The sequence below is a fragment of the Paenibacillus sp. FSL H8-0122 genome (assembly GCF_038005345.1).
Classification (GTDB): Bacteria; Bacillota; Bacilli; order Paenibacillales; family Paenibacillaceae; genus Paenibacillus_AQ.
The window spans coordinates 5,111,738-5,125,363 of record NZ_JBBOTB010000001.1 but is presented as its reverse complement, the minus strand read 5'-3'; the positions used below and the strand labels follow the sequence as shown (position 1 = coordinate 5,125,363).

General features: G+C 55.1%; 13 protein-coding genes. 3 read left to right on the top strand and 10 right to left on the bottom strand.

Going from position 1 to position 13,626, the window contains the following annotated elements:
• The first annotated feature begins 134 nt into the window (after window positions 1-134).
• A complete protein-coding gene (locus NSS64_RS22030) occupies window positions 135-707 on the top strand; it encodes a TetR/AcrR family transcriptional regulator (RefSeq protein ID WP_341141521.1) in 573 nt (190 codons plus the stop codon).
• Window positions 708-908: 201 nt separating this feature from the next.
• The gene (locus tag NSS64_RS22025) at window positions 909-2,663 is read left to right on the top strand and encodes an SGNH/GDSL hydrolase family protein (RefSeq protein WP_341141520.1); all 1,755 of its coding nucleotides are present in this window, start codon (window positions 909-911) and stop codon (window positions 2,661-2,663) included.
• Window positions 2,664-2,799: 136 nt separating this feature from the next.
• On the opposite strand, the gene NSS64_RS22020 is transcribed toward NSS64_RS22025, so the two are convergent.
• Entirely contained in the window at window positions 2,800-3,732 is a 933-nt protein-coding gene (locus NSS64_RS22020; protein ID WP_341141519.1) for a glycosyltransferase family 2 protein, read from the bottom strand.
• A 252-nt stretch (window positions 3,733-3,984) separates the two neighbouring features.
• Here NSS64_RS22020 and NSS64_RS22015 point away from each other — a divergent pair, with 252 nt between their 5' ends.
• On the top strand, window positions 3,985-4,710 hold the full coding sequence (locus tag NSS64_RS22015) for a DsbA family oxidoreductase (RefSeq protein WP_340943334.1): 726 nt from the start codon (window positions 3,985-3,987) through the stop codon (window positions 4,708-4,710).
• Between the two features lie 237 nt (window positions 4,711-4,947).
• On the opposite strand, the gene NSS64_RS22010 is transcribed toward NSS64_RS22015, so the two are convergent.
• The 9 genes from NSS64_RS22010 to NSS64_RS21970 form a co-directional block, all read right to left on the bottom strand.
• Entirely contained in the window at window positions 4,948-6,528 is a 1,581-nt protein-coding gene (locus NSS64_RS22010) for an oleate hydratase (protein ID WP_341141518.1), read from the bottom strand.
• Window positions 6,529-6,689: 161 nt separating this feature from the next.
• A complete protein-coding gene (locus NSS64_RS22005) occupies window positions 6,690-7,259 on the bottom strand; it encodes a TetR/AcrR family transcriptional regulator (protein ID WP_341141517.1) in 570 nt (189 codons plus the stop codon).
• A 25-nt stretch (window positions 7,260-7,284) separates the two neighbouring features.
• A complete protein-coding gene (locus NSS64_RS22000; protein WP_341141516.1) occupies window positions 7,285-7,680 on the bottom strand; it encodes a hypothetical protein in 396 nt (131 codons plus the stop codon).
• A gap of 24 nt (window positions 7,681-7,704) precedes the next feature.
• Window positions 7,705-8,229 carry a hypothetical protein gene (locus NSS64_RS21995; RefSeq protein WP_340943329.1) on the bottom strand — a complete coding sequence of 175 codons (525 nt, stop codon included), beginning with the start codon at window positions 8,227-8,229 and terminating at the stop codon, window positions 7,705-7,707.
• A 59-nt stretch (window positions 8,230-8,288) separates the two neighbouring features.
• Complete coding sequence (locus tag NSS64_RS21990) at window positions 8,289-9,260, bottom strand: RluA family pseudouridine synthase (RefSeq protein ID WP_341141515.1); 972 nt, start codon at window positions 9,258-9,260, stop codon at window positions 8,289-8,291.
• Between the two features lie 82 nt (window positions 9,261-9,342).
• Window positions 9,343-9,528 (bottom strand): CLC_0170 family protein, encoded by a 186-nt coding sequence (locus tag NSS64_RS21985; protein WP_341141514.1) that lies wholly within the window; start codon window positions 9,526-9,528, stop codon window positions 9,343-9,345.
• Between the two features lie 42 nt (window positions 9,529-9,570).
• Entirely contained in the window at window positions 9,571-10,794 is a 1,224-nt protein-coding gene (locus NSS64_RS21980; protein WP_341141513.1) for a Ger(x)C family spore germination protein, read from the bottom strand.
• On the bottom strand, window positions 10,791-11,888 hold the full coding sequence (locus tag NSS64_RS21975) for a GerAB/ArcD/ProY family transporter (RefSeq protein WP_341141512.1): 1,098 nt from the start codon (window positions 11,886-11,888) through the stop codon (window positions 10,791-10,793). The genes NSS64_RS21980 and NSS64_RS21975 overlap by 4 nt, the downstream gene beginning before the upstream one ends.
• Entirely contained in the window at window positions 11,881-13,491 is a 1,611-nt protein-coding gene (locus NSS64_RS21970) for a spore germination protein (protein ID WP_341141511.1), read from the bottom strand. Before NSS64_RS21970 ends, NSS64_RS21975 begins: the two co-directional genes overlap by 8 nt.
• Between the last annotated feature and the right edge of the window lie 135 nt (window positions 13,492-13,626).

Sequence of the window (13,626 nt, the reverse complement as noted above, 5' to 3'; positions counted from 1 at the left end):
TTGCCGGGTGCCGAATCCGGTGATATTTTGATGAAAATATTGTCTTCTTCCCGGTGGCGTGGTAAATTGGGTGATAATTAATGACCGGAAATAAATTCTAGTCAATATGTATTCTAGAGAATGGAGTGTTACCCATGTCCATTGACCGTAAAGCATTAATCCTGCAGGCAGCCACCCTGTCCTTTGTTCAATTTGGCTATAAGGCTACGACGATGGATCAGGTATCCAGAATTGCCAATGTGGGCAAAGGCACGATCTATACCTTTTTCAAAACCAAGGAAGAACTGTTCGAGGAAATTCTGGACAAGGCCACCTCCGAATTAACATCGGTGCTGAACCGTGTGGCTGCGCAGCAAACTTCCTTCGTGCATAAGCTGCTTAATCTGCTGGACTCCATTCTGGAATTCCGCCTGGACCATGAGCTGTTCGTCAAGCTGGCCCAGGAGGTACGGGATATCGGTACGGCCCAGGCGCTCGAAGGAGTGAAGCGGATGGAGGGCTACGCGCTGGACTTCCTGCAGCAGCAGATCGGGGAGGCCATCGGGAGCGGAGAAGTGAAGCCTTGCGATGCCAATGTGGCGGCGTTTATGATTCTGCGGATGTATCTGGCGCTGACCACGGAATGGAACAAATCCCATGAGCCGCTGGATCAGGACAAGATCAAAGAGCATATGATTCTGTTCATCTCCACCGGAATGCTGCAATAGAGGCAAACTAGCGAATTGTTGTAATGACTAAACAGAGCTTCAGATTGTACGTTGAGCTGTTCCGGCACCCCGGGCTATAATGAAAGCGTTAATGAAGACGATTATGGCGCAGCTGAAGTCTAGAGCTGGCATGGCGGCGGGGGACTGCTGTCCTGTTCCAGATGGATGAGAGCGCCTTCAGACAAAGTGAGGCTGATGGTTATGGAAGAGTATAACAGCGGTATCGGGCTTGGCGGGCAGGAGGGTCCGGCGGCACCCCAAGATCCAGTGGAGCGCCGTAACGGCTTCTTCGTCATGTTCGAGACGGCGGTTGAGGCAACCGCCCGGGCGGAGGGCAAGCCCTCGCAGGAGGTCTATCTGGAAGGCAATTATCTGATCGATAAGGCCAAATACATAGGCGGGGTCACGGATGAGCAGATGCTGGCGATGCTTAGAGACTGGAGCGGCTTCCGCAAGCTGGTGCACAGCATTGGAGTGTCCGTGAAGACGGCGGAAGAAGGGGCAGCAGTCACTTTTCTTATGCAGAATTGGGGCAGAACCAGCAAGTATGAGACCGGCACGCAGCTGCGGGTCCCCTGCCCGGGCGATGGAACGGAAATCCTAGTGAAGCTGGAGGAGCATGAGTGGTCTGAGGAGGATGTGGCTCCCGGCAAATATGCCTTTGAATTCAACAACGAGGGGGAACTGGCGACAGCGAGCATCGTTCTCTACCTGAATGACGGGTACACGGCGCCTGAGCTGACAGCGGAACCTTCCGTAGACTTCGATTCATCTGCTTACCGCGCGATGATTGCGAAGTCTCTGCTGTATGCGGGCAATAACCGGCGGCTGAAGCGGGCTATGGACAAGGCTGCTAGCGGCGAAGATGTGACGATTGCTTATATTGGCGGGTCCATCACACAGGGGGCCGGAGCTAAGCCCATTCATACAGAATGCTATGCCTATCAGTCGTACTTGAGATTTAAGGAGCTATTCGGCAAGGAGGGTGGAGAGAATATTCATTTCATCAAGGCCGGGGTTGGCGGGACGCCCTCTGAGCTTGGGATGATCCGCTATGAGCGGGATGTGCTGAGGGATGGTACAGCCGCTCCCGACATCGTAGTGGTGGAATTTGCCGTGAATGATGAAGGGGACGAGACGAAGGGCAACTGCTTCGAGAGTCTTTGTCTCAAAATTCTGTCTGCGCCGAACCAGCCTGCCGTCATTCTGCTGTTCAGTGTCTTCGTGAATGACTGGAACCTGCAGGACCGCCTCTCCCCGGTAGGCAGACGCTATAATCTCCCTATGGTTAGTGTCAAAGATGCAGTAACAGAGCAGTTCCGGCTGAGCAAGGCCGAAGGAAATATCATCTCCAAACGGCAATTCTTCTACGATATCTATCACCCCACGAATGATGGGCACCGCGTAATGGCGGACTCCCTGGGCTACCTTTTCTCCGAAACTGCCCGGGCGGGAATGGATGAAGAAGAGCAGGTTACTCTGGCGGGACCGCCTGTGCTCGGCAATGATTTTGCCCATGTCCGGCTGCTGGACCGTATAAGTGATCTGGGCAGCGCAGGTACTGCGATTGCTATTGAAGCTGGCGGCTTCCACGGCACGGATGAGGAGCTGCAGCAGGTGGAGCTGGATGCCAACCCGTTCGGCACCCCGCAATTCCCGCATAACTGGATGCACACGGCTGCGTCTGGTGAGGATCGCTTCAGGCTGACAATTACCAGCAAGAATCTGATCCTGGTCTTCAAGGATTCGGGCAGCCCGGATGTAGGCAAGGCGGAGGTCTATGTGGACGGCAAGCTGGTTCTGACGGCAGATCCGCATGTGAATAGCTGGACGCACTGCAACGCTGTGATTCTATACAACAATGAGCAGAGCGAGGAGCATGTGGTGGAGATCTGGATGGCACCGGAGGATCAGGACAAGAGCTTCACCATCCTGGGCTTTGGCTATACGGCTTAAGAATCGAGCGGGTAGAAAAGGGTGTCACCGTGGCAGCACGAAGCTGCTTCCGGTGACACCCTTTTTGTACCGTTCATGAACAGGACGGCGTTTCAGCTTGTGGCTCAGGACTTCTGGGTAGCGCGGAATTCTGTGCTTAGTCAAGCATGAATTCCCTGTATTTATTCTTGCGGGGATTAAGCACGAACAGAATGCCGCTGGTGTAGCCTGAGACGGCATTGAAATTCCGTTTCAGGGTAGCTTTTGCCGTCAGATAGGTCAGTGTCCAGAGCAGCGCCGCATAATTCTTCACGGGTGCTTTGCGCAGATTCAGCAGATAATAATGATTGACTGCTGTCGCCCGGGCGACCCGGCCTGCCTTGTCGCGCGAGCTGGGCGATTCATGGTGCATGATTTTCAGCTCCGGGTTAATCACCAGCTTGCCGTATCTGCTTGCCAGATGGCACATATAGATATCGTCCGCCACCGCGTAGCTGGTCATCCAGGGGTACGGCTTCATGTCCTGCAGCGCTGAGCTGCGGAAGGACATGTTGCAGCCATGGAAGAAATCCGTCTCAAAAATATTCTCCGTCTCCCCCCACAGCAGCAGAGAACCGGCCAGTGTACTGGCCGACAGTCTGCCTGGCGAAGCCGACATTTGGCAGGTCAGCCGGCCAAGCAGCTTGCCTGATTTACTGCTGGAGAGACCCTTGGCGATTCCGCCTACCCCGACAATGGACGGATCTGAGGCGTAGGTATCGAGCATCCGGCGGATATAGAGCGGATCGTCCAGCTCCGCATCGTCATCGAAGCTGAGCAGAATCTCCCCGTCGATAAGACCCAGGGCCTCGTAGCGGGAGAGCCAGACGCCGGGCTTGGTTTTGCGGTAATAACGCAGGCTGGCATCTGGAAGACGCCCGAGCACCTCACGGAAATCATCCAGCACCCGCTCTTCGATCTCACCGTCGTCCACGATCAGCAGTTCGATGGAGACATTCTCCAGCCCGGTCTGGGCACCGATGGATTCAATGCAGAGAGTCAGATCGCTGATCCGGTTACGAGTGGGGATGACTATAGACAGGTCATGCATGCCGCTGACTCCTTTCGGGACGCCATAGACCGTCCGCTTTGAATTAGTTGCTCTAATTTTACCTGCCCGGCCGGGCATACGTATATACCTCTTTCGTTTACTTTTCTCAAGGAAGCCAGCAGGGAAGAGAGTGTACGGGACATTCAATGGGAAGGGGCCGTTCAGAAAGTTTGTTTGTAATTTTCGGTTTTTAACTATATAATAGTAAGTAAATTGCAATACCAATAACATTACCATTCAGGAGGAATTCCCATGAGAATAGATATATGGTCTGATTATGCCTGCCCGTTCTGCTATATCGGCAAAAGACGGCTGGAGCACGCGCTGAGCCAATTCCCCGGCCGTGACCAAGTGGAGGTCGTGTTCCGCAGCTTCCAGCTGGACCCGAATGCACGCACCGATGAGACGAGAGATATCCATGAGCTGCTGGCCGGCAAATACGGCATGACCCGTGACAAGGCCAAGGAGATGAACGCACAGCTGGCCGAGCAGGCGCAGGGTGTAGGTCTGGAGTTCAATTTCGATACGATTCAGTCCACGAATACCTTTGACGCTCACCGCTTGAGCCACTATGCCGCTACTCAGGGCAAGGCTCCGCAGATGACCGAACGGCTGCTGCGTGCTTATTTCACCGATTCACTGAATGTGGGTGACCGTAAAGTGCTGGCTGAGCTGGCTGCGGAGGCTGGACTGGATCAGGCTGAAGTGGCTGCAGTACTCGACAGTGAGGCTTACGGCGACCGGGTCGAGGCTGACATTGAAGCTGCCCGGCAGCTGAACATCACCGGCGTTCCGTTCTTCGTCTTCAATAATAAGTACGCCGTATCCGGTGCGCAGCCGGGTCCGGTCTTTACTGAAGTGCTGGACACGGTATGGGCGGAGGAACAGAAGGGTCCAGAGCTTCAGGTGGTCGGCCAGCCGAAGTCCGGGGCTGCACCGTCTGCTGACGGCTGCGATGACGGTTCTTGCAGCATCTGATTACGATCAGGTGCAAGCTTGAGTTAACTGTAGCACCATGCTGTGCCTGGACGAACGATTCTGGTTACGGACTACAGTTCCGCTAATTGCGACAAAAGGCCATTTGGAGCGGCGTGGCGGACTGGCAAGTCTGCAACAAATGGACGCACCAAACCCCCGCCGCATGAAATTCCTGCAGCGGGGGTTTTTGTTCCTTACAAAGACCACTGGCCTGGAGCGGGAAACCGAATCATTCCGTTACCGGAACGAGGTCACCAGACTGGAGAACAGTGTGCGGACATCGTTCTGGTACGCATTGATCGGCTCCACCGGACGGTTCAGGCCGAACAGGGTGTAGACAGCGATGCGGGCGGCACGGACTGAATATTCTTCCGTGAAAACGATATCGTCCGGGATCTCGCAGTATTGGCCGATAAAGGCCAGGTTGGTTGAGCCTTCAGGCACCACCTGCGGCCGGTCGCTGTTCAGGCGCGGCATGAACTGGGAGGTGATATACGGCATCATGCAAGGAATACAGTTGGCGGTAGCCATGATCTCTTCCTTATGCGCCTCGAAGTGCAGATGTCCGATCAGCTCCTCCATAATCTCCTCGCCGGTACAGTCGCACATTTTTTTGTGTACATAATCGCCCACCTTGTCAGGGTAGAGGCCATATCCCCAGAAGACCCTGACATGCTCCGGCTGGTTGCGGAAATGCGGCTGAAAGGCCAGCACGACAGACATCAGCCAGCTGGAATCCTTGAAGGTGACCAGTGCGCCGGTTCCGGCCCGGTTGCGGGTGAACTTCTCCATAAGGTCGAAGAACTTCGAGTCCTGGAAGGTCACCGTGAAGGATTCCCATTTGGATTCATCCACATGATCGTTGAAGGAGGAGGGATTGCCGAGACCCGGCTTCTTCGCGGCGATATTCTCCCACAGCTTCCACGAGCTGCCCTTACCGTTCAGCCCGGGAGCAGAGGTCATTGATCCGAGGCTTGCGCCTTCGGTCATCGAGCCGTTAGTCACAATGACGCGGTCGTCTTCATGAACCTGGATCGTGTCCTCCACGCCATCGCGGATGACCTTCATCCCGGTCACTGTGATGCCGTCGCTTTCTTTGAATTCCAGATCAGTGACCGTACATTTCAAGTTGAAATCTACGCCCAGCGGCTCCAGATATTGATGCAGCGGCAGAATAATGGAATCATATTGGTTATATGGGGTGCGGGTTACGCCTTCAAGCGTTTGAATTCTCGGGAATTCGTGCATGAAGCGGAGCATATAACGCTTGAACTCAACCGCACTATGCCAAGGCTGGAAAGCAAAGGTCGTTGCCCACATGTACCAGAAGTTCGTCGTGAAGAAATGCGGCCCGAACCAGTCGTTAATCCGCAAGGTGCCCATGGCTGATTCCGGGGTAATGACCAGCTTGCCCAGGGCCAGGCGGTCTGCCATATCGAAGCCCATGGAGGTGACATCCTGAACCTCACCCTTGCTGTTGATTAGCCGGGCCTGGCCGCGGGTCGGATTGGATTCGTCGAATTGAATGATTTCTTCCCGCAGCGTCAGCCCCGGCTGGTCAATGGACGGAATGGTATTTAATAGCTCCCACAGATTCTCATAGGTCTCATCGTTCAGCATCCGGCCGCCGCGAATGACATATCCATGCTCTGCATCGCCGGCTCCGTCATTGCTGCCGCCAAGGATCTTCATTTCTTCAATAATGTGAATGTTCTGTCCGGGAAAACCGCAGTCTCTAACCAGATAGGCTGCACCCGCAAGGGAAGCAATGCCACCGCCTACGAAATATACCTGCTCGTTACCGTACTCTTTTTTCACTGATTACCGCCTCCATAGGTTTGCTTGAATACTGGACCTGAACCGAGTGTAATCCAGTCCCGCCCTGGAGGGTATCATCAAAGCACTTGATCTGTATAAAATTTGGACATATGGAACAAAGTGTAACATTTTTGAGCAGAAAAAAAGCCGCAGCCCTAAGGTTACGACACAATGTTCTCATATTTATGCAGCGCCTTCAGAAAGTTCCCTTCAATCAGGACGCTCAGCTTCCCGATCATCTGCTCCGGCTGCTCCTTCATCCCGTCCTGCATCCATTGAATGACCAGTCCGGTGAAGGCCAGTGTGTAAAAGTTAGCGATGAACTGCTTATCCGGCGTTCCGACATCCAGTCCGGCGGCCAGCTCGTTGATGACGCCCATGACGAGATCATTCGTCACCTCATACAGATAAGCATCCAGATGCGTCCGTCCGAGGGAGTCCAGCGTATTGCAGCAGAACGCCTTATTATTCTCAATATAGCAGAATATCCGGTAGAATCCGTCTGTCCACGTGCTGTAGCTGCGGTACTCGGCAATGCTCTCGACAGCCTCCGTCCTGTAGATCCAGCCCAGCAGATCATAGATATCCTGAAAATGATAATAAAAGGTCTGCCGGTTCACGCCGCAATCCTCGACCAGATGCCGAACGGAGATTTTGTTCAGCGGATGATGGGCCATCAGGTCTTTGAGCGAGCGGGCGAGCGCATTTTTGGTGAGCAGGGAATTGGACATAAGGGTCATCAGCTCCTAACAGGAATCAGCGTGTGCGCCAATAGTGTATCAGCAGCCGGCCGCCCTCGGCGATCAGACCCAGAGCGAAGCCGCCTGCTGTAAACAGGCCGAAGGAAAGAAAGCCCGCAAGATCCTCGAAGCCCGACATCTCACGGTAAGTGTACAGGTACATCAGGAAGAGCCCCGCCACAGTTCCAGCGGTTGAGAAGATCCACACAAGCTGCGCACCCAACCAGCCGAACCCGTTGACTATACCGGAGATGACAAGGGCAAGGATGGCCCAGCGTAGGGCAAGAATAAAGTTGAAAGGCTCACCTAACCACATATACCGGTGCAGAATCAGCAATAGCCACAGCAGCAGCGCGTAACCGGCAGACCATACCAGCCAGCGGCCCGTCCGGGCAGGAGGCAGGAAATTCATTATCAGCTCACCCCATGTATAGCGTTATACCTCTTCCAGTTCCTCTGCGCTCTGCAGCATGAACTTCAGGAGGTTCGGAAGGTCTTCCATTTGCTCCTCGGTAATTTGCCGTTTGAATTGCAGTTCAACACAGTTATTGTACGTATCGTCCGTCTGTCCATAGCGGAAGCTGAGCGATTGCACAGGCTGGAATTCGGGTCCCCAGATTCGGGTCAGAATCTCTTCAATCGCCGGGCACTGCACATTCACATCTTCTATCTCCATATAAAAGCGTAAGAAAAGACTGCACCCCGGATCGCTGCCCGGTGTCTCCAGAATCTCATCGCTGAGGTCCTTCACTGTGGATTGCAGCAGAATCTCGGACGTTACGTTAAAGCCTTCGGTCAGCTTGAACGCAAGGCTGAATTCACGCGACATCAGCGCGAGATTGAGAGAATCGGACCGGTCTGTTACAACCAGAACCCCATCCAGATTATCGTAGTCGTAGATCTGGTTCTCCAGAGCGATTTTGATATTGTCAAAAACAGTAGGGTGGAACAAGAGCAGCACCTTCTATTCGTTTCTCTATATTATATTATGATCTGCTGCCGGCACGCACAGCTTAGGAATTAGTTCGTAGGTGCCGGTGCCGTGTATTTCAGAAAAGTCTTCGGAATCGCGCTCTCAAACGTCAGGATTTCGCCTGTGGTCGGATGAACGAACGAGAGCACTCGGGCATGCAGGCCGAGACGGCCGACCGCCTTGGTCTCTGCGCCGTACTTCTTGTCCCCGGCAATCGGATGGCCGATGTCGGCCATGTGGACACGGATCTGATTCTTCCGTCCGGTCTCCAGATGCACCTCCAGCAGGGAGAAGTGGCGGTTCGCCTGGATCAGCTTATAGCGGGTTACGGCATGCAGCCCGTCTCCCTCATGCGGACTGGAGTACATCTTCAGCGTGGAGGTCTCCTTCAGCCAGGAGCTGATCGTGCCTTCGGATTTCTTAACGGCACCTTCCACCAGAGCCACGTAGGAGCGTTCCTTGACGGTCTCCTTCCAGCTGTTCTGAAGGGACTGCTGAATCGCCTCGCTGCGGGCAAACATCATGACACCCGAGGTATCACGGTCCAGCCGGTGCACGACATAGACGCGGTTCTTTGGGTTGCTCAGGCGGACATGCTCCATCAGCTGGCGGTAAGCCGTCAGTTCATTATCTTCTCCGGTTGCGATGGACAGGAGCCCCGCATCCTTCTGAATCACGATAATATCGTCATCCTCATGGACAATGGTCAGCCCGAGCAGCTCCTTGGCTTCGGCAGGCTTCTCCTGGTCAATCGTCACGGTCTGTCCGGGATGGAGCTGATGGTTGTGCTTCGTCACCGGCTTGCCGTTCACAGCAACCTGCCCGCGGGAGAGCATGGATTTGATCGAGTTGCGCCCCTTGTTCGTAATCGTCTTCAGCAGCCAAGCAAGCAGCTCCGCAGGCTCCGCTACCGTATAGGATTTGGGTGCAGCTGCCGGCTTGGCAGGGGCCCCGGATCTTGCTCCCTGTTTATGGTTAGAGGTTCTGTTCCCCTGATTTCTGGTTCTTCTTGTATTCATGACCGCATTCTCCGTCCTTTAATAGGTTACTCCTCAATATACCATGGGCCGTGAAGAAATACTACGGAAGGGAAGCGGGCAGCTAGATATAGAGGAGCAGGCCGATACAGATCATCAGGGAGAGCAGGATATAGCTCCAGGCTATGACCTTTGCGTACTTTTTCTCCCGGAGCCAGCCCCGGTTACTGTAAATTCGTATATCCACAACCAGCAGGAGCATGGCCGAGAACAACAGCATCCCGGCTAGACTTCCCAGCAATCGGATCATACGCTTCCTCCTCCATAGGCGGTTACCTGCACAGGCTGGTACTTAATCATGCTTGAGGCCTACTCTGCGGATATGCAGGGTCAGTCTGATATCTACACCAACACTGCTGTACAGGCTCTCCCAGTCGTTTTTGCCGCGGATATGCTCCCTCCAGTAGGCGGGATGATGGCTTCTGATCTGTTCGCCCATGCCAAAAATATCAGAGTGGTCCTGCTGGGTCTGCTTCACCAGTCCGGTCAGCACCGTCTGAATCTGCTGCTCGAACTCCCGCTCGATCTCATGCAGCTTCTGTGGGGAATTGACGGGAACATCGCTGCTGTAATGCTCGTCCAAATCCCCCTCCAGGAAGATCTCATAGGACAAACAGGGCTTGCCGTCCTTGATATAGCTCCGGGTCCGGGTGAAGCGTTCATTGATCTTGGTCATGACAATCCCGAGCTCCTGCGTAGGGAGCAGAGTGGAATAGCCGCCGGGGTCCATCCCTTGCATCGCCATGAACCCGCCGATTTCTATAGGGGCAGTCTTGCCCGCCATCTTGCCGCCGCTGAAATAAGCCAGCCCTTTAATCAGAATATTGTCCCTGTTGCGCAGTGCGACATAAGGCAGATAGGCGCTTTGTCCCCACTTGGAGTCCGCTGACCAGAAGGTGCCGATATAGTCGCGGGGGAACTTGCCGGAAGAGACCGATTTCTCCATCATGGACAAAATATAGAGCGTAGGCACGCGCTGCAGCGGCGGATTCACATCCATAAATGCCGAAGCACGGCCCTCGGAGACGAGCAGCCAGGTTCTGCGCCGGATTTCCGGGTTGCGCCGCAGATAATCATTCAGCTCGGCAAGGCTGCCCCGGGCAATCTCCTCGCTGATGATGATGATCCGCAGGTGAACCAGATAACGCGGGTCGGCAATCTGCTGCTGCAGATTATTCATGGCGTCATCGAGCGAGATGCCGCGCACGCTGACTACCCAGACAGGACTGGTCTTGCCTTCCCCTGCGCTGCCGCCGGTACCGGGGCCCAGCGGGACTCTGCCCGGGACGGCAATCTGAGCGGTGACACTGATCATCTCCGTAGGCAGAGAGTTATCATGGATGTGAGTCACCCGGTCTTCTTTTTGCGTATCGTCTGCAGGGATCTTGTCAATGGATAAGCCGAGAACCAGCGCGCGGTCCTCAATCTCCACCTGATCCCAGCATCCGCTGAGCAGCGGGGCGGCTATAGTGAGCAGCAGGAGCAGGGCGAGCGTGCGCGGAAGCTGTATTTTCATGAGGTCACCTTCTTCTTGTGGCGTCTGAGCAGATAGACCGTCCATAACAGCAGAGGATAGCCGAACATCAGCATCATGCCGGCATTGCCGAGGTGAAGGGCCCACCGGTAAGATTCGAACACATTGGAGGGCAGCATGGCCAGGATGAACATCACCGGCAGCAGGACCGTGGAGGCCATCCGCTGATCGCGGAATCGCAGCAGCTTGTGCAGCAGATAGGCAGAGATGTAATAAGTAGTGTAGATCGTCGTGTAGACAGAGATGACCCAGATAATAATGAAGATAGCATCCAGCCGCTCCAGGAATCCTTCGCCAAAGGCCGCCGAACGGGCCATCTCCAGAGTAGGGTAGATCAGCAGCTTGGTCTCCTCGGCACCGAATATCCCTACAGAGGCAATGACGATCAGGACGTAGATTGCACCCGACAGGAAGATGGCCCAGGCCCCCGCACGGACGGCATGCCCAGGCTTCTCCATGAATGGAATCAGCAGCACGATGACGAAGGAGCTTTGGAACAGATAGGTGGCCTCCCGCGCCCCTTTCCAGAACTGGAGGCTGGGAGCCATCAGGACAGGCTGCAGATTGAGCATCTCCACATTTTTGAGCGAGAGCAGAATGGTGACCAGAATAGAGCCGACAATCAGCGGCAGATAGAAGAAGTGAATATAGGAGAACTTCACAACGTTGCGCCTGGAGGACAGCAGACTGATGAGCAGCATCAGGAAGATGGTTGCTTCGATCGGTGTTTTTTTGTACAGCACGGTTGTGGCGACATCCCCGAACTGGCGTACAGTGAGGCCGGTGAGTACAATGAACAGCAGCATAATCACCACAGTGAAAATAGCAGCAAGCGGGCGTCCGATCAGGCGGCGGCTGAACACAAACAGGGTCTCCTGCGGAAACCGCTGGCACAGGGAGGCCAGCAGCCAGTAGCTGATGAAGGAGAAAAGTACGCCGCAGAATGCAACAAGCGGAGCGCTGCTGTTGCCTGCTTCGGTCATATAGCGCGGGAAGCTGAGGATGCCCACTCCGATAATGGTGCTGCTGATCACGGCTGCTGCGCGCAGACTCGTAATCTGGCGCGGATTATTCATCGGTCTCATCTCCCTGCCTGAGAATCTGATCAATCTCTGCGGCTGGCACGCTGCGGGGCAGTCTGTCCGTATCCCGGGCATGCAGGAAGCTGGGGCGGCGGCGCATCCACCAGAGCGGCACCCGCACCAGCGTATCCTTCAGATCACGCCACTTGCCGGGAATGTAGGGGGACATATAGGGAACTCCGAAGGACTCCAGGTAGAGCAGATGGTTCAGAATCAGAATCGTACCTGTCATCACGCCGTAGAGGCCGAACATGCCCGCCAGAAGGATCAGCGGAAACCGCAGCATCCGCAGGGCGATTGCCGCATTATAGGCCGGAGTGGCGAACGAGCCGATGGTCGTCAGAGCCACAATGACAACAGTGATCGGACTCGCAAGTCCCGCGCCAACTGCCGCCTGTCCGATGACGAGGACACCTACAATAGATAATGCCCCGCCGATCATCTGCGGCAGGCGGATCGTCGCTTCCCGCAGCACCTCCATAGATACCTCCATGATCAGCACCTCCAGAACAGCCGGAAACGGCACACCCGCCCGGCCGCCCGAGATTGCCACAGCGAAATCTGTAGGCAGCAGCTCGGGGTTGTACGAGATGACAGACACATATAACGCCGGGAAAAACAGCGAGCAGGCCAAAGCAATCAGCCGGATGATCCGGATCAGGCTGCCCATAATGAAGCGTTCCGTATAGTCATCCACCGTCTGGAAGAACTGGTTGAAGAGGGCGGGAACAATCAGGGCAAACGGGGAGCCATCCACAAGAATGGCGACCCGTCCTTCCAGAAGGGCGGCCACAGTTTTGTCCGGCCGCTCAGTGCTCTGAACCTGAGGGAAGGGGGATAGCGGCTGGTCTTCGATGAACTGCTCGATGTATCCGGCATCAAGGATGCCGTCCGTATGAATCAGCGAGATTCTGCGCATGACTTCAGCCACCAGAGCGCTGTCTGTGACGCTGTCTATATAGCATAGAGCCACCCTTGACTGGGTACGCTCCCCGAGCGGACTGATCTCAATCCGGAAGTCTGTGCTCTGCAGCCGGTAGCGCAGCAGGGAGAGGTTGTTCTCCAGCTTCTCCACATAGCCTTCACGGGGCCCGCGGATGACCTGCTCCGTCTGCGGCTGCTCGACCCCGCGCATCTCAATCTGGCGCATCTCCATGCGGAGCGCCTCGGGAACCCCGTCAATCAGCAGAATCAGTTCGCCCTTCACGGCTGCTTGGGGGAGTGCGGACAGATCGGCAGTCGTGGTGCCTTGAGTGACCTGAACGGCTGTACTCCAGATGTAATGAATCATTCCGCCCGCATTCTCCAGGACCTCAGGCCGGCCTGGAGGCGGGGTCATTAACGGTTTCAATACATGCTCGCGCACCTGCTCCATATTCACGAGTGAGGAGAAGAAGAGCATGGCGGCAGGATAAGCCCCGAAGAGCAGGAAGTCGCGTACGACCAGGTCGCCGTTCTCCCCGAGCCTGGCCTGAAGCTCCGGCAGATCGGTCTTCAGCTCTCCTGTCAGCCTGCTGCCGCTGGCCGGCTTCGGCTCTGGAGGAGAAGACTGTTGCTTATCTATGTAGGAGGCATATTTATCTTTCCAATCTTGCAAACGGGCGACCTCCTTCATGGGGCAGATGGATGAATCTATCTAAAGTGTTGCTTGATCGTAAGATTTTTATGTAATTTCTATGTGTAAGGCCCGGAAGGAGTGCTATGATATCTGCTTCAGGCGGTTGCTTGGCAG